Raw genomic sequence first — 23,380 nt, 5'->3', positions numbered from 1 at the left:
AGTCCCGACGAGGGGTGCGCGCTCTGGGAGCGGGCGAGGAGTGCCCCACCGGCGCGTCCCGGAAGACGCGACGAGCAGGCATCGGCGGATGAGGTGTGCTGACCCTCCCCTCGTTCGCGCCAGTTCGTCGGTCGGCCACCTTCGAGCGACTCGGTGTGGCCAGCGCGAACCCAGTGCCCGTGCGCGTCGTCGCGGTGGCGGTGAATGCGAGCGCTCTGAACCGCTGAACAGAGACCTCGCTCGACCTGGGAGAAGGTCAGGGTCTCGCCGGTCGCCGGAAGGCCGATCGCGTGGTCTGCGCTCGCGCTGGAAGGGCAAGCGGCGGTTTTCCCCGATGGCTGGCCGGGAGTGCCCGTCGCTGGAACAGCGATCGTTTCTCCTTCTTCATCAGCGAGTTCGCTCGATCGCCGCCGAGGGGTCGCTCTCCAGACGACGATTTTTGCTCCAACTCCACCCCCGGACCGAAGCGAGCACTTCACGCACCGGTTCCGTCACGCTGGGTCGCTGCGCATCGCATCATGCAGGCGAGAGTCGAGATGCGCGAAGGCTGCCATGAGATCGACGAGGGCGTCGTGGAAATCATCTGGTGTCGCGGCTCGCTCCGATCGTGGGACGATCGCTCGATCGATCCGGTCGACTTCCTCCGCCATATCGGCTAGTGCGTGTGCCACGGTTTCCGCCTCGGCTGGTGGGAGGAGCGCGAAGCGCTGCAGTCGCTCGACCGGTTCACCGCCGAGGAACCGCTTCGTGAGGCGCTCGGGGCTTTCGGTCAGGAGACTCGTGGCTCTTCCTCCTCTCGATCGGGTATGCGGGAGATCGCTGCGAGGCGCTCGGCTGCCTCGAGCTGGTGCTCGAACGTCGCGATTTCCCGGTTCGAACTGCTCCCCGATGTCGCGCGTGTCTCCTCGTGCTCGCTCCGGCGGTGGCAGAGCGATCGGCTCGTGCCTCGGAGCGCACGGGAACCATGGCGCAGGTGCTGTTGTCTCGAGATGTTGTGCGCATCGCAGATCAGGAAACTCCTCCATGCGACAGCGTCTACCCTTTCCGGGTAACGGGAGCAGCATACTGCTCGTACACAAGGCGACGCGACACCGAGCCTCGAGCCGCAGGGTACCGCACTGCCGGAGCGCGCTGTCTTCCGACTGTCGATTCAGGAGTGACTCGAACGCACCCAGCATCTGGGGCGTTTCCCTTTTTGCCGGCTTCCTCGTATCCTGTCACCGAGGGGAGAAGAGGCGGCGACGCGGTGCGAGCGCGCTGGTCGGTCTGCCTCTTCTGCGGTGACCTGATCGGAAGGCTCCGATGTGACGCCGCGCTGCCCGCACGCTGACACCAGTCGATCGCAGACGTCTCGCGGGTGGACCGGGCCGATCTTCACGGTCGGCCATTCCAACCGCTCCTTCCCCGAGTTCCTCGAGCTGCTCCGAGCGCATAGCGTGCGGTTCGTGGCCGATGTGCGGCGTTTCCCGCCCTCGCGGCGTCACCCCCAGTTCGACCGGGATCGCTTGGCCAGCGCACTGGCTGAACATGGCATCGCGTACTGGCACTGCCCGGCACTCGGTGGACGTCGCCAGCCGCGGCCCGACTCCCCTAATACCGCCTGGAGCGATCCCGGCTTCCGTGGCTTTGCCGACCATATGCAGACTGCAGAGTTCGCCGCGGCACTCGACGAACTCGTCGACCGTGCTGAGCAGGATGGACCCCTCGCGCTCGTGTGTGCCGAGGCTCTCCCCTGGCGGTGTCATCGCTCGCTCATCGCTGATGCACTGGTCGCCCGAGGGTATACGGTCGTGCACGTCCTGGCTGCAGGGCGCCTGCAGCTGCATCAGCTGCCTCTCTTCGCGCGGCTCGACCAGGGGTCCGTCTCGTACCCCGCAGGCGGACCCGGTCGCTGATGGGCACGCACGACGTTCCCCAACGGTTACAGCAGCACCGCGTCGTCTCGGACGCTGTCGGCCAGGCAATTGGCCAAGCCGGGGCTGCTGTCGCTGCCTCATTGGCTGCGACTGCCGGCCTTGCTCGACGTGCGTCGTGCGGGCTGCTCACTGAACCGGTGACGGGAAGCCCGCTGGACGACCCTTCGCCGAGACGACAGCTGGGCGCAGCTGCGTGCGTCGGCAAACTCGGACGCTCGTCGATCGGCATCCGAACGAGCCAGGCGACGTACCTGACCCCGTGGCCGACTGGACGCTGGATTGCGCCGATGCGGTCGGGTACCGCTCGTGCCGATCGAAAATTGCTTGCGGGAACTTTCCGGTGCCATGAGGCGCGAGCGCTCCCGCTACCGTCCTGCCCGCACGACTCGTGGTTCCCCTTGACACTCAGGAGTAGGTCGGCTAGGCTTTCCGCAACCGTCCGGTAGCGTTGGCGTTGAGACCGATGGAAGACCGACGCGGGAACCGCTCACCGACACCGGCACGCGCCCGGTTGCTCGCCCAGGACGTTGGGCCGAGCGTGCCGCGTGGCCCCTGATCGCTCCCCAGCGGCCGGTGCGGCCGCTCCTGAGTCTCCCGGATCGAGAAGCGACAAAGCTGATGCGCCGTGCAGCGGAACGCTGTTCCCTGCACGGGCTGGAGGAGTGCTGAAGAAGGGGGATACGGATGAGTGGCGCGGTTTCCCCACTCGGCGCTGCGCGTTCGCAGCGGCAAGCGATCGCCTTGGTGCTCTCGCTCGGTCTCTTCGTGGTCGCGTTCGCCGTCGTCCTCGCGACGGTCGTCGACATGCGACGCGCCTTTCTGCTCGAGTCTGCGGCTTATCAGAAGCTCGGCGCTCCGTCAGCCTTTCTCTTCTACACGCCGTGGCATCTCGTCGTCCTCGTCGGAGCGCTCGTGCTGAGCATCGCTGCGTATCGCCTCCTGCGTGCGGTGGAGCAGCAGCTCCAGGATGCGAGTGGCCTCCGGCAAGCGCGCAATGTCTTGGCCGGCCTCCTCATGGTGCTGTTGGTCGTCGATCTCTTCGTCTATCGGATCGTCCAGGCCGAGCGCGTCGCCTCAGCCGGTAAAGCCGGCATCGCCAAAACGTTCGCGCTCGATTCCCTGCCTACTTGGCTCCGGCCGATCGGCGAAGCGGCCAATTTCCTGCTCGTCGTTTGGCACGCCACGACACTCGGTATCCTGCTCGGTGCCTTGTTCCTGGTGCTGCTCTGTACCAGTCCGCGTCTGCAGCGGGTCTACGAGCTGCGCGGCTTCCGCGCGCACGTCCTGGGCAGTGCGAGTGCCGTGGCTTACCCCTTCTGCTCCTGTTGCGCTGGTCCACTCGGTGCAGGTCTCTACCGCGGTGGCGCCTCGCTCGAGTCGTCCCTCGCCTTCGTCGTCGCTGCCCCGCTCCTCAATGTGACCACCCTCTTCCTGGCGACCGCGCTCCTTCCCGCCGATTTCGCCCTCCTCCGCATCGCCGGTGGTGTCGCGCTCGCTGTCTTCGGTACCTGGCTGGTCGCACTCGCGGTGCGGCGTCGCCCACCAGTGGCGACGGGTGCTGGATCAGCCGAGCGGCAACTCCGCTGGTTGGAGCGCCTCCTCCGCGTCTTTTCCTTCGAGCAACATCTGGCTGGTCGGCGGATCGAGACGCCGTCCGAATTGGTCGGCGCCTGGCTCCGCACTGCCTGGGTGATCGCTCGCGTTGCGGTCCCCATGCTCTTTCTCGCGGCAGCCGTGGTCGGTTGGGCTGCACCGATCCTGACAGCCCTGGGCGGCGGTAATACGGTCGGCACGGTGCTCTTCGCCACCCTGGTCGGTGTCCTGTTCATGATCCCGACCTGGACGGAGCTAGCGATCGCCGCCCCGCTCATCCAGCAAGGGATGACTGGTCCGGCGGCTGCGCTGCTCTTGGCGCTGCCAGCGGTCAGCTTGCCGAGCTTACTGATCTACGGGGCAGCCTTGCGCGACTGGCGTGTCCCAGCCCTCATGGTGGTCGTCGTGGCAGCGGTCAGCATCGTGGCCGGCATCATCTTCTTGTGACGGTGTCTGGTCTCCGAACCTTCGGCGAGGCACGCTCTGCCCAGTTGCCGGGGAGCGTGCCTCGCCGGCGCTGCGATCGTGCGGGGTCGCCGGGTTTACCGCGGAGTCTCGGAAGCGAAGCGGTCGTCGATCGAGGTCGCGACCGCGCGTGTCGCTGTGGCTGTGCCTCAGCTCTGGGGCTTGTCGGCGCTCGGCGCCCCGAGCGCGAGCCAGGCGCGGAAATCGGGGTCTTGCTGCGCCAACTGGTACTCCATGAAGACTTCTTGACACATGGCGCGGAGTCCGCCGCTTCCGGGTGTCCGCAGCACCAGGTCGAGCAGCCACGCCTCGAAGGCCTCTGGTTCAGGATCGGCCTCGATCGCTCGCTCCAGGATCCACCGCTTCAGTTCTTCGCCGAGTGCGTCCGGTGTCTGGTCGCGCTTGCGCCGCTTGCGTCGCCCGGCGCTCGCCTCCAACGCATCGAGCAGCGCCCGACAGAAGACGGCTGGGCGGACGAGTGTGTTCGGGTCATAGGCTGGACGCATGGTCGACTCCTAGGCGGCCAGGTCGCGCGCGACGATCTGCACGGCGAGTGGGTAGCCGAGCCCCCCGGGCCGGCGGTAGTCCCGCTCGGCCGCGACGAGGTCGAGTTCCACCGTCGTCAAATCGTGCAAAAGGATTTCCCCCTGGCTCCAGGGGCCGAGCGTCGCGAACGTCTTGACGTAGCCACGGCACTCCTGGCAGATCTCGACGCGTTGCGAGTCCTGCTTGCCCTCCTCAGCGAAGTAACCGAGGCGCCGGTGGTCGCTATTGCCGCAGAAGGGACATTCCTGGTGGGGGAAACGCCAGCCGCTCCCGCAGCGACCGCAGCGGAGCCAGCGCTCGCGTTCCAGCCCGCGGAACTCGGCCAGCGTCGGCCAGGCAGCGCACACTGGGCAATAGCCGGCACGCCAGTGGGTCGGCGACACGGGGGCACTGTTCCGAGCGAGCCCTGCCAGGACCGGGATCGCGAGCACGCTGCCGAGCACGGCGACGAGCTGATCTGCTGCCGGCGTCGCCGCTGCCAAGCGCTCCAGGCTCGCCTGGTCAGCGCACACCGCGGCCTGCACGAGCTCGAGGAGGGCGAGCCGATCGCGCGCGACCGCTTCGTACAGGGTGCTCGCTTCGGGAATGCCGTCGCGGACGAGGAGAGCGGTCGTCTCGCCAGCCAGCTGGCGGAGCGCGCCCAGATCGGCAGCGATCGTGCGGCCGTGCAGGAGCGGGACTGCCCCGCTCGTCAGCCGGTCAGCTGAGTCGAGGAGGACAGCGATCGCTGTTCCGGACAGGCTGCTTAGGAGACGGAGCGCTGCGGCATAAGAACGTGCCAGCGGAGCGAGCACGGCGTCTCGCTCCGCCAGCTGCTCGAGTTTCTCGATGACCGCACTCATTCGACCGGCATCCCGGCAAGTTCGCTCGCCGGCCCTTCGCGCGGTGTCAAGTAGTAGATAGAAGCAGGGCCGTTCGGCCGGAGTTGCACCTCGGTCGCACGATTGCCGACATCACCACCCGAGCCGCCGCCGCGCGTCCGCGAGGCCTCCGGACTGCATCCGCTCAGCGTGAGGCAGACGAGCAGGAGGACGAGGCCGCGCGCGAGTGACCGACCGAGTCGATGCCGCGGGCGTCCTACCATCTCACACTGCCTCCGACGAGAGCAGCAGTGCTGCCCGGAGAACGAAGGCGCCCGCCAAGACGAGAACGGCGAGCGTCGGGACGGCGAGGCGACCGATCAACTGCGGCCGCCAGGCGAGAACGGCTGGCACGAGCATTCCCAGAGCAACAGCCAAGACGAGCAGCACACCGTACACGTTCCCGAGGACGAGTTCGGTGACGCGCATCGGCATCGTCGCCACCATGGCAGCCACCGCGACGATGCTGACACCTAACGCCCCCAGTAGTAGCTGGCGCAGCGTCGGAACCGTCGTCGGTGAAGCGCGCTGGGCCAGAAGGAGAAGCACCACCGCTGCTGATGCCATACCGGATGCGAAGAAGAGTGCACCGAGCCAAGCTGTATCGCCCCAGAGTGGTCGGTTCGTGGAGTTCAGGAGCACGCCTTTGTAACCGGCATAGAAGGTGCCGGCCAGCCCAGAGCCCAGCACGATGATGGTCCCGAGGATGCCGCGACCGAGAAAACCGAGCTGGGTGGGCAGCCGCCCCTCGAGTGCCAGGCTCCCCACCAGCGCGAGGAACGAGGCGCCACCGAAGAGAAAGAGCGACCACGCGCCGAGCGCCATCACCGACCACCACTTGAGGAACGTCGGAAGCAGCGTCTCCGAGAACAGCAGCATGTGCCAAAAGCGATCGGGCCGCTTGAGGTCCACGATGAGCAAGAGCCCGCTCAGGATACTGCCGACCGTGGCAATCGCGAAGCCCCAGCGGGCGACCATCCGATCGGAGGCACGACCGAACAGCCAGAGCAGTGCCGCGATCCCCGCCGCCGTTCCGGCCAACCCCGCCACGAAGAACTCGACGACCGCGTACCAGCCCCAATGCGGTGAAACCGAATAGAAGGTGTCCGGCATCGCTGACCCTCCCCTCACTCACCGCTTTCCGGCTCGCGGGCAGCGCTCGCCAATTCCTCCATGCGCCGCTTGCGCAGGCTGACGAGCCCGAGCAAGCCGAGCGCGACCGCGCTGGCAGTAGAGAGGCCTGCTGCCACGGGGGTGTTGGTGGACGGCAGCTTCGGATTCTTCGGCAGCCCATAGGCCTCCGGTTCGTCGAGGAGGAGGTAGAAACTGTTCAGCCCACCGAGGATCGACTCGTCGTGCCCGTACAGGCGCGCTTGGGTGACCCCCTGCGCGTGGAGTTGCTCGAGCCGCTGCTGCGCCCGCTGCTTGAGTTCGTCGATCGGCCCGAACTGGATCGACTGCGTCGGGCAGGCCTGCGCGCACGCGGGCACCATGCCGGCTTGCAAGCGGTCGTAGCACAGCGTGCACTTCATGGCGGTGTTGGTTTCCGGATTGATCTCGATCACGCCGAACGGGCAAGCCGAAATGCACGCCCGGCAGCCGTTGCACACATCCTGCTGGATCACGACCGTATCGAACTCGGTGCGGATGATGGCACCGGTCGGGCAGGCTTCCAAGCAGGCAGCCCGCACACAGTGCTTGCAGACGTCGCTCATCATCAGCCAGCGACCGGTCGAGCGGTCGGGACTGAACTGCTCGATGAACTTGACGTGGCGCCACTGGATGCCGCTCAGCGAGACCGTGTTGTCGTAGGATTGGCCGCTCAGCTCGACCTTCCCACCGTTGCGGGCTGGGAGCTGGTTCCACGCCTTGCAGGCCACTTCACAGGCCTTGCACCCGATACAGACTGAGGTGTCGGTGAAGAAGCCCATCGCTTGCGCCATGGCTCGTCTCCTCCAGGGAACCCCCCAGGGTGACTCGGCCGAGCCACCCTGGGGTCTCCTCCGTTCCCCACTACTTCGCCTTCTCGACGTTGACCAAGAGTGCCTTGGCTTCGTGGATCATCACGTTCGGGTCAGCGACCCACGAGGTCAGGTCATTCACCACTTCACCGGTCGCGAGCCCCATGAAGCCCCAGTGCCACGGCATCCCGATCTGGTGCACCGTCTTGCCGTTCACCGTGAGCGGCCGCAAGCGTGGTGTCACCAGCGCTTTGGCCACGATCGAGCCGCGCTTGGACGTGATCCGCACCCAATCGAGGTTCTTGATGCCCTTCTCCTCGGCCAGCTCCGGGCTGATCTCGACGAACAGCTCCGGCTGCAGCTCGGCCAGCCAGGGCAGCCAGCGGCTCATGGCCCCGGAGAGGTGGTGCTCGGTGAGCCGATACGTCGTGAGGACGATCGGGAACTGCGGATCGCCCACCTGAGCGAGCTGGTTCCGCTCGTGCTCGTAGATCTTGGCGATCGGGTTGGTCTGCCACTTCGGGTACAGGAGGTTGGGCACCGGCGACTCGATCGGCTCGTAGTGCACCGGCAACGGCCCGTCCTGCAGTCCCGTCGGCACGAAGAGCCAGCCCTTCCCATCCGGCAACAGGATGAACGGGCTCTTGCCGTCGTGCGCGTCCATGCCGGCGGCACCGGGCTTGGCCGGCGTGTCCGGCGCCTTGGTCGCCGGGAAGTCCGGCACGTCGTAGCCGACCCACTTCTTCTGGTTGGCGTCCCACCAGATGAGCTTCTTCCGTTCGGACCACGGGTTGCCGTTCGGGTCGGCCGAGGCCCGGTTGTAGAGGATGCGGCGGTTGGCCGGCCAGGCAAAGGCCCAACCGAGATGCGTCCCCGGCTTGTCGTCCGGATCCGGGTTCCGGTTGGCCGGCAGGAACTTGCCCTCCTCCGGATAGGCCCCGCAGTAGATCCAGGACGCGCAGGTGGTCGACCCGTCATCCTTCAGTTCGCCGAAGCCCTTGAGGAGTTCGCCGGTATCCGTCTTGAACCCGTTGATCTCGCGCCAGATCTTCATGACGTCCGGCTCGCCCTGGATGCGGGTGTTGGTCGGGTACTTGCCTGGTTCGTAGTCGAAGTCCCACGTCAAGTTCTTGAAGCCTTGGTCGCGCGGCAGCGTCGAGTCGGCATAGAGCTTCTTGAGCCGCAGTGCCAGCTGGTGGGTGAACCAGGCATCGGAGCGGCAGTCACCCGGCGGATCTGCTGCCTTCTCGTGGAACTGGATCCAGCGCTGCGTGTTAGTGAACGTTCCCTCGATCTCGCCGACCTGGGCTGACGGGAAGAGGAAGACCTCCGTCTTGATCTGCTCCGGCTTGAGTTCGCCGCTCTCCACCTCCGGTGACTTGTACCAGAAGGCTGCCGTCTCGATCTCGAAGTTGTCCTTCACCACCAGCCAGTCGAGATTGGCCAGTGCGCGCCGGATCAGTCCGCCGTTGATCGAGGTCGCCGGGTTCTGACCGAACATGAAGGCACCCTTGATTTCGCCCTTGGCCATCGCGTGGAAGCTGGCCATGAAGGAGTAATCCCCGGCGATCTTCGGATGCCAGTCGTAGCCGAAGTCGTTCTCCGGCTTGGCCGCGTCACCGTACATCGACTTGAGGTAGCTCACCATGAACTTCGGCAAGTTGGCCCAGAAGCCGGTCGGCCGCGTTTCGGTCAGGATGTAGTCGCGCAGCGTGTCATGGCGCCGGCGCGCGTCCGGGTGTGCCATGTAGCCGTGGATCGAGTGGTGGAGCGTCGGGACATCGGTCGAACCTTGGATCGTGGCGTGCCCGCGCAGGGCCAGGATGCCGCCACCCGGTCGACCGACGTTCCCGAGCAAGAGCTGGAGGAGTGCCGCGGCCCCGATGTTTTGGACGCCGTACGTGTGCTGCGTCCAACCCATCGCGTAGACGAACATCGTCGTCCGCTCGGGACCGGAGTTCTCCGCGAGCATTTCGGCGACGCGGAGGAACAGCTCCTTCGGCGTGCCGCAGATCTGCTCCACCATCTCCGGCGTGTAGCGGGAGAAGTGGCGCCGGATGATCTGGAACACCGTGTGGGGGTGCTGCAGTGTCGGATCCTTCTCGGCCGGCGGCGGCACCATCTTCTGGATCATCTCCGCGAAGGTCGCCGCCTTGATCGCTTCCTCGCGAGCCTTCGCGGCATCGAACGGTGCCGTCCGCTTGTACTGCCAGGTCGCATTGTCGTAGACGTACTTCTGATTCGTCCCGGCGGGTGCTTCTTTGAGGCCCGAGAAGACGCCGCCCAGCTCCTCGGCGTCCTGGAAGTCGTCGCGGATGATCGTCGCGGCGTTGGTGTAGTTGACGACGTACTCCTTGAAGTACTTGTCGTTCTCGATCATGTAGCGGATCAACCCGCCGAGGAACGCGATGTCCGTCCCGGAGCGCAGCGGGACATAGAGATCCGCCATCGCCGAGGTCCGCGTGAAGCGTGGGTCGACGTGGATCAGCTTGGCTCCGCGCCGCTTGGCCTCCGCCACCCAGCGGAACGCCACCGGGTGGTTTTCCGCCATGTTGGAGCCCATGATGACGATGAGATCGGAGTTGACCAAGTCACCCGCGTGGTTGGTCGCGCCACCGCGCCCGAGCCGAGTCCCCAGACCGGGGACGGTCGAGCTGTGTCATATCCGCGCCTGGTTCTCGATGCGGACGATCCCCAGACCGCGCATCAGCTTCTGGTGGATGTGGTTCCACTCGTTGTCGATCGTCGCGCCACCGAGCGCGAAGATCGCCGTCGTGTGCATGACGCGCTTGCCGTTCGGTAGCGTCTCGACGAACGTCTCGTCGCGCGTCTTCTTCACCAGCTCGGCGACCCGGTCCATCGCCCAGTCGAGATCGACGACTTCCCACTGCGTCCCATACGGCTTGCGGTAGAGCACCTTGGTCAACCGGTTCGGGTTGACGTGCAGCTGATACGTCGCTGCTCCCTTGGGGCAGAGGTTCCCCTTATTGACCGGGCTCTTCGGGTTCCCCTCGATGTTGACGATCTGCCCGTTCACGACGTGCACCAGCGTGCCGCAGCCGACCGCACAGTAGGGGCAGACGCTCGGATAGACCTGGGCGTCCTTGATGCGCAGTTGCTGGGCGCGCACCTGCTTGGGCCGCAGGTCCACGCCGAGCCCTGCGAGTGCCCCGACCGCTGTTCCGGCCGCCGCTCCGCCGACTTTGAGAAAACGCCGACGCGATAACGTTGCGGCCATCCGACACCCTCCTCGCTATGCTCGAATCGCCGAACTCGTACGCCGCATCTGGGCTGCTACCGATATTCTAAACTCATCCGTTGACCTCGTCAAGGAGACTCGGTATCCTTGCCCCGCGTATCCTCGGGGGAGGCTGCCGGATGCGTCGCCTCGTCCTCTTCTTCTGTATCGTCGCCAGTTTCGTAGCTTGCAGCCGTCCTGCCCCGACTCCCCAGCCGACCCCCTTCGCCGATCCAGCGGACGAGATCCGCGCTGTCGTCTCTCGCTACCTCGATGCGGTCTACCATGGTCGTGCTGGCGAAGCCTGGCTCATGCACTCCCGTGCCACGAATCAAGGAGAGTCGTTCGACGAGTTCGCCGAGGTCGTGCGTATCGCCGCAGAACTCGGCCCCAAGATCGAGATCCTGCAGATCGATCCGCCCGAGATCCGCGGTGACCAAGCGTCGGTCATCGTCGTCCAACGTCTCGGCCCGCGCATTTCCACGTACATGTTCCGGCTCGTCTACGAGGATGGCTTCTGGAAAATCCACAACCCGCGCGATCTCGTTCCCCAGCCGTGACGAGCTGGTCCGCGCTCTTGCCATGCATGCCTGTGGCCTAGCGCCCGCAATTCCCTGCCCACTGGTCCCCGCCGCGCTGACTCGTGCCTCCCCACGACCCTGCTCTTGCGTCGGGTCACCTGCCCAGCCACCATACTGGCCGAGCGACTTTGCTCCTTTCTGCGCGGCCACGAGGAGGGAGGCACCGATGATCAGTCAGCACGCACATGTCGTCGCGGTGGGCGGGATCGTTCGGCGGGCCGCTTCGATTCTCCTGGTTCGCCAGCGCTATGGCCCCGCTCGCGGAACCTATCTCTTCCCCGGTGGCCTGGTCGAGCCCGGTGAGACGCTCGACCAGGCGGTGCTCCGCGAGATCGCCGAAGAGACCGGTATCCGAGCGATCGTGCGGGGGATCGTCGGTCTGCGCACCCGCTGTGACGGACCCCGTTCCGATACCTATGTGATGTTCCTGCTCGATTGGTCGGCCGGCGAGCCGAGTCCCGATGGTCAGGAGATCGACGACGCCCGCTTCTTCACGCTCGAGGAACTCCGTGATCCCGATCGACCCATCACCGCACTCTCGCGCTACGTCGCCCTGCGCGTCCTCGCTGGCTCGACCTGTCTGCACTCCTTCGCCAGCGACTTCGACTATGCTGCTGCTGGGCGAGATCCAACGACCTGGCGCCTGTTCTGCTGACGAGAACCAGCCGTCGTAGCCGGTGTTTGCTGCTCGAGGTCGGCTGGTGCCGCTCCAGCTGGCTCACTGAGCTGTCGGTCGATCCCCGACCCATCGGGCGAGTTGCTGAGCGTGCTCGCACAGATGCGCCGTCCGGCGGCGCAGGACTTTGCGCACCGTCCACTGTTCTCCTTCTCGCTCGACGACCGTCTCGCCCTAAACGCTCCACCAGGCACGCACCACGCCCGTGAACGCCCGGTCCGTTCGCCGGATCGCCTCGGCTGGATCGTCGGGAAGCGCCATCCCCGAGACGTCGGGCGAGAGGCGTGCGGCGTACCAGCGATCCGATTCCGCGACATGCCGGAGGATCTCCGGCGGTGTCCAGCCCGCTGGACGAGCGTGCCCGGTTCGGCGCTCCCATCCGCTCGCGCGCTCCCAGAGCACCAGGAGATCAGACACCGCCGCACTGCCGATACGATGGACCGCCTCCATCTCCTCCAGGCGCATCGGCCGCCGGTCATCGTGGAAGAGTGGCCCCACGCCCTCTGCTGTGGCAGCCATCTCCTCGGCTACTCGTATCTCGGGTCCGCTTCCTTCCGGTCGCGGAAGACCATGGGCGTCCAGCCAAGCCAGGTGCATGGCGATCGCGTTCGGTGCCCGTGCCAGGACCTCGTCGCGGGTCCTTCCTCTCACGCTGCACCCAGGAAGCTCGCTGACGAACCCGATCCACTCCTTCGGCCACCCCTCGAGAAGAAGCCTCCACGGTCTCACCGGCTCCCACCTCTCTCCTCGCTGGTGCGCAGCTCGTTATCCCCGCCAGTCGCGCGACCAAGCGCCCTCCCTGGTCAGCACCAGTGCTCGTGAACTCGTGCTGATCATAAGAACGATCGGAGGGGTCATCCGGTCGTACGATCGCTCGGACAGCGACCACCTCCTCACCAGTGCCGATCGCGCAGGACGGTCGGCAGTGGGTGAGCTGACCCAGCGAGCGCCGATCCGAGTCCCCTGCTCAACGCCGGACTGCGCGTCGCCGCGTTGTCTGGACGACTGCGGGCCTCTCGTGCCATCCGGTTCCGGACTGCCTCAGGGGAACGTCGTCTGGCAGTCTGCCGATCAGCGACGAGCTGCACCGTCGCGTTCGGTGAGTTGGACAGCGAGGTCGTCCGCGGTTAGGTCGGCAGCCGCTCGGATCGACTCGTGCTGGTGAAGACCCGCTTTAATCGCTCCAAAACCTGGGTGCGTGCCCCGGCGGCCTGCCGGTTGGCTGCCTCGACCACTGCGAGGAGCTCGCTGCGTACTACCGGGACCTCGCGCGGTGCCTCGATCCCGAGCTTGACCCGTTCCCCCTCGACGGCGAGGACGATGACCCGGATTCCCTCACCGATGACGAACGCTTCGCCGGGCCGTCTCGTCAGGACGAGCATCGTGCCGTCCCTTCACTCCCTCACCAGGGGGTGCCGCGTTCCCCAGCCGGAGTCGGCCAGCACCACTTGCGTACCGCATCCGCGCCCGAAGTCCAGTACGAGCGGGCCCAGAAGATTCGCCGTTACTGTCCCATCATCGTGCACACTCAGGGTAACCCAGAGTTCGACCTCTTCGGTGATCCCGACCCCCAGAGCGGCCAGTGTGGCCCGATCGGTCGGCGCAAGTTGCTCGAGGAAGTCGGGGACGAGTTCGGTCACCGGTGCCACGACGAACTCGATACCCGGTTCGTCGAGCGAGCGCAAGAGCAAGAGTCCCGGCAGGTCCTCCGGTTCCTCGACGGCGAAGCGTCGCCATTCTGGACAGCCGATCAAACCGTTGGGAAAGATCAGCTCTCCCTGCCGGCTCGTCGCCGTCATCGTCTCCGGTCGCCGCTCGATCATCGCTCCTCCTTTCCCGCTCGTCAGCGCAGGTAATCGAGGAGCGTCGGCTGGATCGCCCGGGCTCCCGCTTGCAGCGCTGCGCGATACGTCAACTCTTCCTTGGAAAAGCGCGTGATCGCCTCCGCCATGTCGGTATCACCGGCCTCGCTGGCGAGTCGCAGCGTGCTGGTATGCGCATCCAGCAAGCGATCGCGCTGAGCCTCCAGTCGGTTGACTCGCGCGCCCACCGAGGCCTGCGCTGCCAGCAGTTGCGTGTGCGCCGCATCGATCGTTGCCAGCGTCGAGCGGATCGCGACCGGATCGTTGGCTGCCACCGCGTCACGTGCCTGCTTGATCGCCCTGAGGACCGGATCGATCGCGGTGTCGCCCGTCACGTTGATGGCGATGGTGACCCCGCGGTCGATCAGCCGCTCGAGTGGGTCGCTGTTCCCTCGGTAGGTCGGTGGATCGGTCGAAAGATCGAACGGCTCGGTCTGCGTGAGGCTGCCGGCGAACAGGTAGCGCCCGGCGTGGGCATAGTTGCCGGTCGTCGCGATCTGTTCCTGGAGTGCCGTCAGTTCCTGCCGGATCGCTTGCCGGTCATCGGCCGAGAGCGTATCGTTGGCGGCCTGCACCACCAGTTCGCGTGCCCGCTGGAGCGATTGCCCGATGGTGGTCAAGGCCTGGTCGGTGAGGTCCAGCCAGGTCCGCGCCTGCTCGACGTTGGCCAGGTACTGCTCGATCTCCTGCGCGGCCGAACCGAGTCGCAGGACGGTCGCGGTTCCGACCGGATCGTCGGAGGGACGTGCGATGCGTCGGGCCGAAGTGATCTGCTGGTAGACCCGTTCCATCCGGGCGAGGTTCGCGGAAAGGTTCTTGAGCAAGGTGTCGACCAGCATCCCGTGCGTCACGCGCATCGCTCGTCATCCTTCCACTCGCTCGGTCTCAGCGCCCGACGAGGCCCATTCCATTGATGATCCGGTCCAGCATCTCGTCGACCGCCGTGATCGCCCGAGCCGCAGCCCCGTAGGCTTGCTGGTACTTGATCAGGTTCGCCATTTCCTCGTCCAGGGAAACCGCCATGATCTCCTGTCGTTGCCGGTCGATCGCCTCCACCAGCGCACGCTGGTTGTCGCGCGTGACCTGTGCTGTCTGCGAGGCCCCGCCGACCTCGGCAACGAGGGTGTTGTAGAAGTCGTTGATCGTCGCCGTGTTGCCGTTCAGCACCAGCTTGGAGCGCAGCTCGGCGATCTGCCGCGCGATCGCGTTGTTGCCCGGTACTCCCGCGGCATCGGCGGCCGCGATCCGTTGCGGATCGGCCACGAGGCTCGACTCGACCGCGAGCTCACCGCCGGCCGTGATCTGGAAGAACAAGCGTCCTGGTGGCGGCCCGGGTGGGTCGGTCAGGCCATAGCCGGTCGCGTGCAGCGCGTTGATCTCGTTGGCCAGCGCATCGCGGATGGCCTCCAGTTTCTGCACGAGCCCGGGAAGGACCGTGTTGTGCAACTGGAGCAACGCTTGCAACGAGCCCCGTTCGAGCGCGACCGGGCTCGTCGTGCCTTCCCAGAGCACGCTCGCGGTGCCGCCGCTCACCTGCACGCTGAGCGGGAACCACTGGTCCTGGTCGACCAGCGGGTACCCGCCCAGGTAGATGTTGACTGCCCCATTGGGCAAAGGCCGGATCGTCGCGCCGGTGAAACGTGCCAGCTTGTCCAGCAGGAGATCGCGCTGGTCCATGAGATCGTTCGGCGTCTGCCCGGTGGCCAGCGCTGCCACGATCTGCTGGTTGAGGACGGCTAGTCGCTCGGCGATGCCGTTGACCTCGCTCACCTGCAGCGTCAGCTTGGTCACGGTGTCGGATCGCAGCTCCGCGAGCTGGCGGCGCATCCGGTTCAGATTGGTCGCCAGCGTCGTCGCGTCCTGCACCAGGGCTGCCCGTGCTGCCAGGTCCTCCGGTTGGTTCCCCACCGCTTGCCAGGCGCGCCAGAACCGGTCGAGGAGCGTGCCCAAGCCGGCCTCGGTCGGCTCGTTGAAGACCGCCTCGATCTGGGCATACGCGTCGACCAGCGTCGAGGCTTCGCCCAAAGCCTGGGATTGCACCCGATACTGCAGGTCGAAGACCGACTCGCGCACGCGGGTGATGCTGGCCACCAGGACGCCGGTTCCCACCTGCCCAGCCAGTCCGCTGCGATTGAAGGCGGGTACGGTGTACGGCAGGCTCGGCACCAGGGAGACGCGCTGGCGAGCGAAGCCGGGCGTATTGGCGTTGGCGATGTTGTGGTTGGCCGTATCGACGGCCCGTTGCTGAGCCATCAACCCGCGGAACGCTGTCTCCAGTGCTCGGAAGACCATCCTCGTGCCTGCCTTCCCGCGTTCGCGCTGCTACTGGAAGAGATCGGCAGTCCGGGCCGGTTTCTGAAGGCTAGGCGCGCAGTTCGGCGAGCCCCGAACCTGCGCCGTTCGCGTGAAGGCCGTGCTCGTCGATCACGTCGCCCACGGCCCGCCCGGCTCCGGCTCGTGGCCGGTAACCCTGGCTGCGCGCCTGAACAGCGATCGCCTCGCTGAGGAAGCGATCGGTCGTCGCGAACAGCGTCTCGACCAGCAGCGCTGCCCGCGTCCGCAAGATCGCGATCGCCGCCAGACGGGCCGGGTCGCTCGCCGGCGGGCTGATGCTGCTCGCCTTGCTCTCCACGATGCGGGCGAGCGCGCTGATCTCTTCGGGTGTTCCACCCGCCAGCGCGTCGACGAGCGCGGCCAATAACTCACCGATCGCGGCGAGGTCATCGCTCGCCCCGTGTCCCGGTGTTCGTTTCCCCATGTGTCCCCCGGCTGTTACTCGCTGTCCAGCGTGGGCCGCAAGTCGGCAGCGATGCGATCGGCCACCGCTCCCAGCGGAACCTGGTACTTCCCGGCTTCCAGCAGCTTGCGGATCGCGGCCACTCGCCCCTCGCGGACGTCCGGTGCTTGCCGAACGACCTCGATCGCCCGCTGGACTTCCTGGAGTTCCGGGGCCACTTCCGCGGCCTGTTGCGGGCGATCTGGAGGACTCGGCGGTGCGACCGGTTGACGAGCGTGCTGCTGCTCCGGTGTCTCCACCCGCTGGACCGAGGGATCGTGCCAGACGTGTCCGACTTGGTTGACCATCGTTCCTTCCTCGGTCTGTGGTCCCGTGCGGCGCTGGCTCGCCGCTCACTCCAGTCTATCGGCAAGCCGCGTCTCCTTCTGAAGGGGTCGTGACGCGATCCTCTTTTCCCCCGTCCTATTGCCGCAGCCGCGTCGCGATCTCGATCAGTTCGTCGATCGTCTGCAAGGAGCGCAGGTTGGCCGTGTATGCCCGTTGCGCCATGATGAGCTGCGTCAGCTGATCGACGAGATCGATGTTGGAATGCTCGCGCACTCCGCTCAGCACTGGGGGCCAGTTCCCCTCCCCCGGTGCGCCGGTTTCCGGTTGTCCGGCTGCCTCGGTCGCCATCCAACGTCCCTGCCCTGCGGCCAGGAGACCTTGAGGATTCGGGAAGCGCACCAGTTCCAATCGCCCGATCGCCTGGGTTTCTCTGCTCCCTTGGACTCGTACGAAGACGGTTCCGTCCGGCGCGATCCGGTCGAGCTGTGCTCCCACCGGCAGGACGAGCGGTGGCTGGAGGAGACTCCCGTCCTCGAACACCAGCCGACCGGTCGCGTCGATGCTCAGGCGCCCACTGCGCCGAAAAGCGGTGGTCCCGTCGGGAAGCTGCGTCGCCACGAACGTATCCGGTCCAGCCAGTGCCAGATCGAACGGGTCGCCGGTGACGTCCACCGGTCCGAGCGTGAACTGGCGTGTCGTCGCAGAAAGCTCGACACCAGACCCGATGGGTACCGGCCCCAGCGGCGCCTCGCCGGCTCGGGCTACCCGATAGTCCTGCGGCGGCACGGCCGTGAATTCGGCACGCACCGCCTTGAAGCCGTCCGTCTCCAAGTTGGCCAGGTTGTGCGCGATCGTATCCAGTCGCACCTGCTGCGCTCGCACGCCGCTGACTGCCGGGAAGTACAGCGCTTCCATCGCTCGTCACCTCATCCTTGGCTCACCCGACCGACCGAGTTGACGGCCAAGCGGAGCGTCTCGTCCGCCAGCTGCAGTGACCGTGCTGCCAGTTGGTAACTGCGCGTCGCTGCCAGCATGTCGGTCAAGGTCTGGGTCAGGTCGACGTTCGAGGCTTCCAGAAATCCCTGGCTGATGCCAGTGGTCTCGGAGGGGACTCCCGTCGCGTCGGTTCGATACCGGTTCCCTGCTACCGGCTCGAACTGTGCGTCCGGCGGAAACTCGACCAGGAGCAGTCTGCCCACGACCTCGTCTCCTGCGAGGATCGTGCCGTCCGGTTCGACCCAGATCTCTCCCGGTGGCAGGACGAGCGGCCCCTGCTCCCCGAGGACCGGATGACCGTCCGCCGTGACCAATCGCCGTTGGGCATCGAGTTGGAAGCGCCCGTCCCGCGTGTATTCCACGCCGTCCGGCGTCTGGATCGCGAAGAAGGCACGACCGGCCAGAGCCAGGTCGAGCGGGCGCCCGGTTTCGATCAGCGAGCCCTGGCGCAGATCGACCATCGGCTTGTCCCAGCGGACGGCAGTCGAGAGCGTGCCGATCGGGCTCGCTTCCCCCCGTCCGAGCCGCAAGAGGAACATCTGTTGAAAGTCTCGGATCGTGCTTGCTTGCTGCCGGTATCCAGGGGTCTCGATGTTCGCCAGGTTGGTCGCGAGTGTCAGCTGGCGCGTGAACTGCGCCATCATCCCAGCCGCTGCTTGGTAGATCGTGCGGATCATCGTGCGCTCCTCGCTTCCGCTGGCCGCCAGGGGCGGAGCACCGCCAGGAGGATCAGCACCATCAGATTGGCCAGCACGAGCGGTGGTGTCGCTCCATCGTGCCGCACTGCTCCCGTCTGTGGCAGCGCCGGCGGCATGAGGTCGAGTTCGACCGGTGTGCCGGGCAGCGCGCCCACGAGGACCCAGCGGCTGTCCGGGCCAGGGTCAGTGTCCGGTTCCGGTTCGACGGTCACCAGGAGCATGTCCCACCCATCCTCCGGAATCGGGTCCGATAGGAGCAGATCGACGTGCGTGACCGGAAGCTCCCTGGCATCGAACTTCCCGAGGAGAAAGGCTTCTTTGGTCTTCGACCGCATGAGCCACAGCGCGTAACGGTTTCCGCTGTCCAAGACCGGGAGATCGACGAAATCGGCCCGCACGTCCCCTTCGCTGAAGGTGATGAGAGCGACGCCGGTCGCCTGCGATGGTCCCCAGGTACTCACGGTCGGCACATAGGAGAGAATCACGCGGACCGGAAACGCTTCCGCCCGGAGTCGCTCGCTCACCCATAGCCAGAGCGCGATCGCCAGGAGGAGACTGGTCATCAAAAGATGCCAGCCGGTCAGGACCGGCTCGATCACCACCCTCGTCCGCTCGCGCCCCGCGCCCGTCTCCGGCTCCTCCAGGACGCTTCTCCCGTCCACCCACCGCACGGCGTCACGCCTCCCATCCTTGCGGGTGGCTCCGCGAGGGAAAACCGAAGCGCGGTGCCGGCTCCGTCGGCCGATCGACCTCGATCGCCGCGGCACGTGGAAGATCGACCGGCGTGCGCAACAGGTCTTCCACCGTGTGCCGATCGGCCGCCTTCAGCGAGGCCACCAGATCGGTGAGATCGGGGAGATGGCCCTCACCGTCGTCGGCATCGGGAGCCAGTCCGTCATCTCCCGATCGCTTCCCGAGCGAAGCCGCGAGCTCGCGGACCAGCTCTTCCAGCTTCCGCTGCCGTTGCCAGAGGGCCGCTGAACTCCAGGCGGCCAGCGAGGCGATCGCCAGGAGCCCGATGAGCGCCACCACCTGCATCTCCACGAGCCCAAAAGTCATCTCGCCCCCGGTTCCAGGTCGTCGAGACCGACGCCGCGCTCGCGCAACAGGGCGCGCAGCTGCAACCGCACTCGGTTGAGGATCTGGCTCACCCGTGATTCGGAGATGCCGAGCAGCTGGCTGATCTCCCGCATGGTGAGGTCCTCGTAGTAGTAGAGCGAGACGATCAGGCGATCGCGCTCGCTCAGCGTGGCCAGTGCGGCAGCGATCCGCCGCTTGAGATCTTCTTCGGCAGCGACTTCGCCTGGCTCCAGCGCATTGGGGTCAGCGAGTTGCTCTTCGAGCGTCAGCGCGTCCGGATCCTCGCTCGTCTGCAGTGGGAGGAAAAGGCACGCCGCGTCACTGATCGCCTGCTGCAGTTCGGTCGTGGTCATGCCGAGATGGTCGGCCAGTTCGGTCTCGCTGGGCATCCGCCCGTGCTCGGCGAAGAATTCCCGGGTCGCCTGCTCGATCTGGCGCGCCCGGCTGCGGGCACTCCGCGGGACGATATCGAGCGTGCGCAACGCGTCGAGAATGGCCCCGCGGATCCGCATCGCTGCGTAGGTCTCGAACTTCACACCACGCGTGTCGTCGAACCGGTCCAGTGCCTCCAGGAGACCGATCGTTCCGTAGCCGATGAGATCGTCCCGTTCGACGCTCGGTGGTAGCGAGAGCCGCAAGCGGTCCACCACGTACTTGACGAGCGGTGCGTACTGCTCGACGAGTTGCGCACGCGTGTCGTCACGCGCCTCGATGCGGCGGAGCCGCTGACGGAGTCTTCCTTCTTGGCCTTGGCGCGCCGGGATCGCCATCGGCCGGCCCTCTCGGCTCACGAGGTCTCACGCTGATCGCTTCTGGCGGGCGAGCGCTCGTAGATCGCCGCAGCTTCGTCCGCTTCGCTCGGGCTCGCGAGCAAGCGCTCGATGACGAGCCCAGCGATCAACATCAGCACGAGCGCGCTCGCGCTGCTGACCGCGACCCACAGCAACGATTGCCCGCGCAGGATCCCCCCGAGGTAGACCACTAGGAAGGCCGCGATGCTGGAAAGGAGGACCAGTGGTCGGATCGTCAATGGTTTGGAGTGCTTCGCGTCCTGCATCCGGGTACCCTCTCGAGTGGTCGTGCGTCCCACCCCTGCATCGTTCACCCTATCCTCTCGACCTTCGACCAGCCCAGTCCTGCCCGACCCAAAGCGCGCAGTGCGGGTGTCCTAGGACAGGCAGTGCGTCGGTCCTAGGATGGGGGACGCCTCGCGGCTCGTCGTTCCAGGCGCTCCAGCGTCCAGGCAGCGAGCTCGGCCAGCGCCGGTGTCGAAGCGCTCACCAGGTCATCGGGAATCCGGGTGCCGGTGGTGAGAGCCAGCAGGGGACGCGCCAGCCGTTCAGCCAGTCCCAAGGCCATTCCCGGGCGTCGGGTCTCGTCGAGCTTGGTCAAGATGATGGCCCGAGGGCGCAGCGGCGCATACCGGCGCGCTGCTTCGAGCGTTTCCTCCAGGTCGCCTCCGACCGGAAGCGTCAGCGCGACGATCACGTGCTCGCTGACCAGGACTCCCTCCAAGGCCGCGATGGCGCGCGGATCGAACGGGTTCGCACCGGCCGTGTCGATCAGGACCAGCTGGCCACTCGCCATTCGAAGTGCCCGCTGCAGTTCGACCCCGTTTACCGCGCGGGTGAAGGGGAGACCGAAGCTCCGCGCCAGTGTCTCGCTGCGCGCGTCGTGTGCGTCGTCCCCCCCAGAGCTGATGAGTTGCACCGCGAAGCCATCGGCTCGAGCTGCCGCTGCGAGCTTCAATGCCGTCGTCGTCTTGCCGACACCGGTCGGGCCGACGAGCGCCAGGATCGTGCGTCCCCCGAGCGGTAACCACGGCGCCACCGTGATGAACTCCGCGATCCGAGCGGCCAGCACTCGACGGAGATCGCGGCTCGGTCCCTTCCCTTGCCGGTAGGCCTGGACCAGTTCGGCCGCGAAGCGTGGACTCAACCCGAGCGCTGTCAGTCCTAGGACGACCGGATCACCGCTCCCGGGCACCGCTTGGATGCCCGGCGTTCCCGGGCCGCGCTGGAGTCCGCTCGCTCCCGGCGCAGCCACGAGTTCCACCACGGCTGGTCCACCGAGGAGGTGACGTGGTTCGAGATGGCGCACGTCCAAGATGACGGCATCCGGCCCGAGTTCGGCCTTGGCCAGGAGGAGTGCGGCTTGGATCGATTCTGCCCGGTAGGTGCGTGCCTCCAGCATGACTTACCCCCTCACAGTTCCCAATATCTGGACGCGGATTCCGGGCGCGACCTCGTGGTAGGCCAGGACCACCAGGTTCGGCAATGACCGGCGGAGCGTGCGACTCAGGGCAGCCCGCAGGTTGGCCGGTGCGAGCAGCACCGGCTGGTAACCGAGCGCTGCCACGCGCTCCATCTCTTGGGCCACCGCGGCCAGCAAGGCCTGCAGGCGCTCCGGTGGAAGCGCTAGTTGCGGCCCATCCTCACCGTGATGGATCGATTCCTGGAGCTGCGTCGCCAGGTCAGGATGCAGGACCAGCGCGCCCAGTGTCCCGTCTGCCGCCACGTACTGCTGGGTGATCGCGGCTGCCAAGGCGTGCCGGACATGCTCGGCCAGGACATGCACGTTGCGCACCGAGCGGGCATGGTTCCCCAGCACTTCCAGGATGGTGACCAGGTCGCGGATCGGGACTTGCTCCTCGAGGAGGAGCTGCAGGACCTGGTGCACCTCGCTCAACGAGAGGAGATGCGGGACGAGTTCGTCCACCACAGCCGGGTGCTCGCGCCGGACGCTATCCAGCAGCCGTTGGACGTCCTGCCGACGCAACAGGTGTGCCGCGTGACGGCGCACCACTTCGCTCAAATGCGTCGTGATCACCGAGGCGGCGTCGACCACCGCGTAGCCCTGTGCTTCGGCTGCCGCGCGCTGCCCTTCGGCGATCCAGACCGCTTGGAGACCGAAGGCCGGTTCACGCGCTGCGATCCCCTCCAGCTGCGGCGGTTCACCGGTCGTGCTCATCGCCATCAGCCGGTCCGGATAGACTTCACCCTCCCCGGCCTTGATCCCGCGCACCAGGATGCGGTACTCGTTCGGCCGCAGGGTCAGGTTGTCCCGGATGCGCACGGTCGGCATGACGAAACCTAGCTCGTGCGCGATCTGCTTGCGCAAGAGCGTGATCCGCCGCAACAGCTGCCCACCAGCTGCCTGATCGACCAGCGGGATCAGCCCGTAGCCGATCTCCAGTTCGAGCGGATCGACCGGCGCCACCTCCGGCATGGCCTCCTCGGTCTCGCTCGCTGGCGGCGGGATCTCGGCTGCTGCCGGTCGGGCCGGTTGCCGCAAGGCCAGCGCTGCACCCAGCATCCCGACCGCACCGAGGAAAAACGGTGGAGCCGGCAAACCTGGCGCCAGACCGAGGACAGCCAGCAGCACGCCCGCGATCGCCAGCGCCCGGGGAGCACTGAAGATCTGCCGGGCCAGGTCCAGTCCCAGATTGGCGTCCGAGGCGCTGCGCGTCACGATGATACCGGTCGCCGTGGAGATCAGCAGGGCTGGGATCTGCGAGACCAGACCGTCACCCACGGTCAGCAGCGCGTAGGTGCGCAACGCCTCGCCGAGCGAAAGGCCGCGTTGCAGTGCGCCGATGGCGATACCACCGAGGATGTTGATGAGGATGATCACGATGCCCGCGATGGCGTCCCCTTTGACGAACTTACTGGCACCGTCCATCGCGCCGTAGAAGTCGGCTTCACGAGCGATCTCCTGTCGCCGGCGTCGCGCCTCCTCCTCGGTGATGAGGCCGGCATTGAGGTCGGCATCGATCGACATCTGCTTGCCCGGCATCGCGTCCAACGTGAAGCGTGCGGCCACTTCGGCCACGCGCCCGGCCCCG

26 protein-coding genes are annotated in these 23,380 nt (G+C 66.6%); 4 read left to right on the top strand and 22 right to left on the bottom strand.

The features are described 5' to 3' along the window. Window positions 1-491: 491 nt before the first annotated feature. Window positions 492-671, bottom strand: coding sequence for a hypothetical protein (locus tag ACWIVK_RS06170; RefSeq protein ID WP_448575709.1), 180 nt, complete (start codon window positions 669-671; stop codon window positions 492-494). A gap of 633 nt (window positions 672-1,304) precedes the next feature. Between ACWIVK_RS06170 and ACWIVK_RS06165 the strand changes: the two genes are divergently transcribed. Both ACWIVK_RS06165 and ACWIVK_RS06160 read left to right on the top strand, forming a co-directional pair. Then, window positions 1,305-1,895, top strand: a complete 591-nt coding sequence (locus tag ACWIVK_RS06165; protein ID WP_448575708.1) for a DUF488 domain-containing protein — start codon at window positions 1,305-1,307, stop codon at window positions 1,893-1,895. A gap of 705 nt (window positions 1,896-2,600) precedes the next feature. Further along, on the top strand, window positions 2,601-3,956 hold the full coding sequence (locus ACWIVK_RS06160; RefSeq protein ID WP_448575706.1) for a permease: 1,356 nt from the start codon (window positions 2,601-2,603) through the stop codon (window positions 3,954-3,956). 167 nt (window positions 3,957-4,123) lie between these two features. Here the strand turns inward: ACWIVK_RS06160 and ACWIVK_RS06155 are convergent, their stop codons facing one another. The 6 genes from ACWIVK_RS06155 to fdh all read right to left on the bottom strand — a co-directional run bounded on the left by ACWIVK_RS06155 (window position 4,124) and on the right by fdh (window position 10,579). Beyond that, on the bottom strand, window positions 4,124-4,480 hold the full coding sequence (locus ACWIVK_RS06155) for a type III secretion fhipep protein (protein WP_448575704.1): 357 nt from the start codon (window positions 4,478-4,480) through the stop codon (window positions 4,124-4,126). A gap of 9 nt (window positions 4,481-4,489) precedes the next feature. After that, window positions 4,490-5,362: a formate dehydrogenase accessory protein FdhE gene (locus ACWIVK_RS06150; protein WP_448575703.1), complete on the bottom strand. Its 873-nt coding sequence runs from the start codon at window positions 5,360-5,362 to the stop codon at window positions 4,490-4,492. Further along, the gene (locus ACWIVK_RS06145; RefSeq protein ID WP_448575702.1) at window positions 5,359-5,604 is read right to left on the bottom strand and encodes a hypothetical protein; all 246 of its coding nucleotides are present in this window, start codon (window positions 5,602-5,604) and stop codon (window positions 5,359-5,361) included. The genes ACWIVK_RS06150 and ACWIVK_RS06145 overlap by 4 nt, the downstream gene beginning before the upstream one ends. A 1-nt stretch (window position 5,605) precedes the next feature. Then, window positions 5,606-6,493 (bottom strand): NrfD/PsrC family molybdoenzyme membrane anchor subunit, encoded by an 888-nt coding sequence (nrfD, locus tag ACWIVK_RS06140; protein WP_448575700.1) that lies wholly within the window; start codon window positions 6,491-6,493, stop codon window positions 5,606-5,608. Window positions 6,494-6,507: 14 nt separating this feature from the next. Continuing rightward, the gene (locus ACWIVK_RS06135; RefSeq protein WP_448575698.1) at window positions 6,508-7,323 is read right to left on the bottom strand and encodes a 4Fe-4S dicluster domain-containing protein; all 816 of its coding nucleotides are present in this window, start codon (window positions 7,321-7,323) and stop codon (window positions 6,508-6,510) included. 70 nt (window positions 7,324-7,393) lie between these two features. Then, window positions 7,394-10,579, bottom strand: coding sequence for a formate dehydrogenase (fdh, locus tag ACWIVK_RS06130; RefSeq protein WP_448575696.1), 3,186 nt, complete (start codon window positions 10,577-10,579; stop codon window positions 7,394-7,396). Window positions 10,580-10,719: 140 nt separating this feature from the next. Here fdh and ACWIVK_RS06125 point away from each other — a divergent pair, with 140 nt between their 5' ends. Together ACWIVK_RS06125 and ACWIVK_RS06120 are read left to right on the top strand one after the other, a co-directional pair. Then, window positions 10,720-11,139, top strand: coding sequence for a hypothetical protein (locus ACWIVK_RS06125; protein ID WP_448575694.1), 420 nt, complete (start codon window positions 10,720-10,722; stop codon window positions 11,137-11,139). A gap of 187 nt (window positions 11,140-11,326) precedes the next feature. Continuing rightward, the gene (locus ACWIVK_RS06120) at window positions 11,327-11,815 is read left to right on the top strand and encodes an NUDIX domain-containing protein (protein ID WP_448575693.1); all 489 of its coding nucleotides are present in this window, start codon (window positions 11,327-11,329) and stop codon (window positions 11,813-11,815) included. A 195-nt stretch (window positions 11,816-12,010) separates the two neighbouring features. Here ACWIVK_RS06120 and ACWIVK_RS06115 read toward each other — a convergent pair whose 3' ends face one another. The 15 genes from ACWIVK_RS06115 to ACWIVK_RS06045 form a co-directional block, all read right to left on the bottom strand. Beyond that, window positions 12,011-12,565 carry a type II toxin-antitoxin system HicB family antitoxin gene (locus ACWIVK_RS06115; protein ID WP_448575691.1) on the bottom strand — a complete coding sequence of 185 codons (555 nt, stop codon included), beginning with the start codon at window positions 12,563-12,565 and terminating at the stop codon, window positions 12,011-12,013. 398 nt (window positions 12,566-12,963) lie between these two features. After that, window positions 12,964-13,218 carry a carbon storage regulator gene (locus tag ACWIVK_RS06110; RefSeq protein ID WP_448575690.1) on the bottom strand — a complete coding sequence of 85 codons (255 nt, stop codon included), beginning with the start codon at window positions 13,216-13,218 and terminating at the stop codon, window positions 12,964-12,966. Window positions 13,219-13,230: 12 nt separating this feature from the next. Further along, on the bottom strand, window positions 13,231-13,659 hold the full coding sequence (fliW, locus tag ACWIVK_RS06105) for a flagellar assembly protein FliW (RefSeq protein ID WP_448575688.1): 429 nt from the start codon (window positions 13,657-13,659) through the stop codon (window positions 13,231-13,233). Window positions 13,660-13,679: 20 nt separating this feature from the next. Further along, a complete protein-coding gene (gene flgL, locus ACWIVK_RS06100; RefSeq protein WP_448575687.1) occupies window positions 13,680-14,555 on the bottom strand; it encodes a flagellar hook-associated protein FlgL in 876 nt (291 codons plus the stop codon). 28 nt (window positions 14,556-14,583) lie between these two features. After that, window positions 14,584-15,990 (bottom strand): flagellar hook-associated protein FlgK, encoded by a 1,407-nt coding sequence (gene flgK / locus ACWIVK_RS06095; protein WP_448575686.1) that lies wholly within the window; start codon window positions 15,988-15,990, stop codon window positions 14,584-14,586. Window positions 15,991-16,060: 70 nt separating this feature from the next. Next, a complete protein-coding gene (locus tag ACWIVK_RS06090) occupies window positions 16,061-16,456 on the bottom strand; it encodes a hypothetical protein (RefSeq protein ID WP_448575685.1) in 396 nt (131 codons plus the stop codon). 14 nt (window positions 16,457-16,470) lie between these two features. Then, window positions 16,471-16,782 carry a flagellar biosynthesis anti-sigma factor FlgM gene (flgM, locus tag ACWIVK_RS06085; RefSeq protein WP_448575684.1) on the bottom strand — a complete coding sequence of 104 codons (312 nt, stop codon included), beginning with the start codon at window positions 16,780-16,782 and terminating at the stop codon, window positions 16,471-16,473. A 115-nt stretch (window positions 16,783-16,897) separates the two neighbouring features. Continuing rightward, window positions 16,898-17,677 (bottom strand): flagellar hook-basal body protein, encoded by a 780-nt coding sequence (locus tag ACWIVK_RS06080; RefSeq protein WP_448575683.1) that lies wholly within the window; start codon window positions 17,675-17,677, stop codon window positions 16,898-16,900. A gap of 11 nt (window positions 17,678-17,688) precedes the next feature. Then, window positions 17,689-18,435, bottom strand: a complete 747-nt coding sequence (locus ACWIVK_RS06075) for a flagellar hook-basal body protein (RefSeq protein ID WP_448575682.1) — start codon at window positions 18,433-18,435, stop codon at window positions 17,689-17,691. Continuing rightward, window positions 18,432-19,127 (bottom strand): hypothetical protein, encoded by a 696-nt coding sequence (locus ACWIVK_RS06070; RefSeq protein WP_448575681.1) that lies wholly within the window; start codon window positions 19,125-19,127, stop codon window positions 18,432-18,434. Before ACWIVK_RS06070 ends, ACWIVK_RS06075 begins: the two co-directional genes overlap by 4 nt. Window positions 19,128-19,131: 4 nt before the next feature. Beyond that, complete coding sequence (locus ACWIVK_RS06065; RefSeq protein WP_448575680.1) at window positions 19,132-19,515, bottom strand: transmembrane sensory transduction histidine kinase for metal resistance; 384 nt, start codon at window positions 19,513-19,515, stop codon at window positions 19,132-19,134. Further along, window positions 19,512-20,306 carry a FliA/WhiG family RNA polymerase sigma factor gene (locus ACWIVK_RS06060; RefSeq protein ID WP_448575679.1) on the bottom strand — a complete coding sequence of 265 codons (795 nt, stop codon included), beginning with the start codon at window positions 20,304-20,306 and terminating at the stop codon, window positions 19,512-19,514. Before ACWIVK_RS06060 ends, ACWIVK_RS06065 begins: the two co-directional genes overlap by 4 nt. A 17-nt stretch (window positions 20,307-20,323) precedes the next feature. Continuing rightward, complete coding sequence (locus ACWIVK_RS06055; RefSeq protein ID WP_448575678.1) at window positions 20,324-20,593, bottom strand: hypothetical protein; 270 nt, start codon at window positions 20,591-20,593, stop codon at window positions 20,324-20,326. Between the two features lie 134 nt (window positions 20,594-20,727). Continuing rightward, window positions 20,728-21,729, bottom strand: coding sequence for a GTP-binding protein (locus tag ACWIVK_RS06050; protein ID WP_448575677.1), 1,002 nt, complete (start codon window positions 21,727-21,729; stop codon window positions 20,728-20,730). A gap of 3 nt (window positions 21,730-21,732) precedes the next feature. Beyond that, window positions 21,733-23,380 (bottom strand): flagellar biosynthesis protein FlhA (locus tag ACWIVK_RS06045; RefSeq protein ID WP_448575676.1); only part of this gene is annotated, 1,648 nt, incomplete at its 5' end.

The organism is Thermomicrobium sp. (genome assembly GCF_053493975.1).
This window is presented reverse-complemented; position numbering and strand designations above follow the sequence as displayed.

Coding starts and splice junctions, on each gene's coding strand:
- ACWIVK_RS06150 (WP_448575703.1), bottom strand. CDS start 5,362: ATGAGTGCGGTCATCGAGAAACTCGAGCAGCTGGCGGAGCGAGACGCC.
- ACWIVK_RS06055 (WP_448575678.1), bottom strand. CDS start 20,593: ATGCAGGACGCGAAGCACTCCAAACCATTGACGATCCGACCACTGGTC.
- flgM (WP_448575684.1), bottom strand. CDS start 16,782: ATGGTCAACCAAGTCGGACACGTCTGGCACGATCCCTCGGTCCAGCGG.
- flgK (WP_448575686.1), bottom strand. CDS start 15,990: ATGGTCTTCCGAGCACTGGAGACAGCGTTCCGCGGGTTGATGGCTCAG.
- ACWIVK_RS06060 (WP_448575679.1), bottom strand. CDS start 20,306: ATGGCGATCCCGGCGCGCCAAGGCCAAGAAGGAAGACTCCGTCAGCGG.
- ACWIVK_RS06155 (WP_448575704.1), bottom strand. CDS start 4,480: ATGCGTCCAGCCTATGACCCGAACACACTCGTCCGCCCAGCCGTCTTC.
- ACWIVK_RS06080 (WP_448575683.1), bottom strand. CDS start 17,677: ATGGAAGCGCTGTACTTCCCGGCAGTCAGCGGCGTGCGAGCGCAGCAG.
- fliW (WP_448575688.1), bottom strand. CDS start 13,659: ATGATCGAGCGGCGACCGGAGACGATGACGGCGACGAGCCGGCAGGGA.
- ACWIVK_RS06050 (WP_448575677.1), bottom strand. CDS start 21,729: ATGCTGGAGGCACGCACCTACCGGGCAGAATCGATCCAAGCCGCACTC.
- nrfD (WP_448575700.1), bottom strand. CDS start 6,493: ATGCCGGACACCTTCTATTCGGTTTCACCGCATTGGGGCTGGTACGCG.
- ACWIVK_RS06090 (WP_448575685.1), bottom strand. CDS start 16,456: ATGGGGAAACGAACACCGGGACACGGGGCGAGCGATGACCTCGCCGCG.
- ACWIVK_RS06075 (WP_448575682.1), bottom strand. CDS start 18,435: ATGATCCGCACGATCTACCAAGCAGCGGCTGGGATGATGGCGCAGTTC.
- ACWIVK_RS06110 (WP_448575690.1), bottom strand. CDS start 13,218: ATGCTCGTCCTGACGAGACGGCCCGGCGAAGCGTTCGTCATCGGTGAG.
- ACWIVK_RS06160 (WP_448575706.1), top strand. CDS start 2,601: ATGAGTGGCGCGGTTTCCCCACTCGGCGCTGCGCGTTCGCAGCGGCAA.
- flgL (WP_448575687.1), bottom strand. CDS start 14,555: ATGCGCGTGACGCACGGGATGCTGGTCGACACCTTGCTCAAGAACCTT.
- ACWIVK_RS06120 (WP_448575693.1), top strand. CDS start 11,327: ATGATCAGTCAGCACGCACATGTCGTCGCGGTGGGCGGGATCGTTCGG.
- ACWIVK_RS06065 (WP_448575680.1), bottom strand. CDS start 19,515: ATGACTTTTGGGCTCGTGGAGATGCAGGTGGTGGCGCTCATCGGGCTC.
- ACWIVK_RS06125 (WP_448575694.1), top strand. CDS start 10,720: ATGCGTCGCCTCGTCCTCTTCTTCTGTATCGTCGCCAGTTTCGTAGCT.
- ACWIVK_RS06145 (WP_448575702.1), bottom strand. CDS start 5,604: ATGGTAGGACGCCCGCGGCATCGACTCGGTCGGTCACTCGCGCGCGGC.
- ACWIVK_RS06135 (WP_448575698.1), bottom strand. CDS start 7,323: ATGGCGCAAGCGATGGGCTTCTTCACCGACACCTCAGTCTGTATCGGG.